Source organism: Pseudomonas sp. 18058, from assembly GCF_902706155.1.
GTDB lineage: Bacteria > Pseudomonadota > Gammaproteobacteria > Pseudomonadales > Pseudomonadaceae > Aquipseudomonas > Aquipseudomonas rustica.
Genome location: NZ_CACSJY010000174.1, coordinates 1 through 346, shown reverse-complemented (window position 1 = coordinate 346; position 346 = coordinate 1). Strand labels below are relative to the sequence as shown.

General features: G+C 58.4%; 1 pseudogene. It reads left to right on the top strand.

Annotated features, from left to right (window positions below):
• A pseudogene (locus GVL50_RS28695) lies at nucleotides 1-155 on the top strand (channel protein TolC); the annotation flags it as partial.
• Nucleotides 156-346 lie beyond the last annotated feature (191 nt).

The following is a 346-nucleotide window of genomic DNA, read 5'->3' as shown; positions in this document are numbered from 1 at the left end:
ACAACCTGCGCTTGAAGCAGGCGGCGGGGACGTTGAATCCGGGTGATCTGGAAGATCTGCGACGCTATCTGAAAGCCGACTACAACCCGGACAAGGATTTCCTGCCGCCGGATCTGGCCAAGGCTGCAGAAGAGCAACTCAAGGCCCGCCCTTAAAAGCAAAAGATCGCAGCCTTCGGCAGCTCCTACATTGGAATGCATTTCCCTGTAGGAGCTGCCGAAGGCTGCGATCTTTTTGCTTTATTTGATCAGTCGGCCCAAGCCATCCAGCAAACGCTGCAACGCGCCTTGATTGCGGCGCATCACCGCCAGCCCGGCGTCGGCCATGCGTTGCGCATCACGCGGCA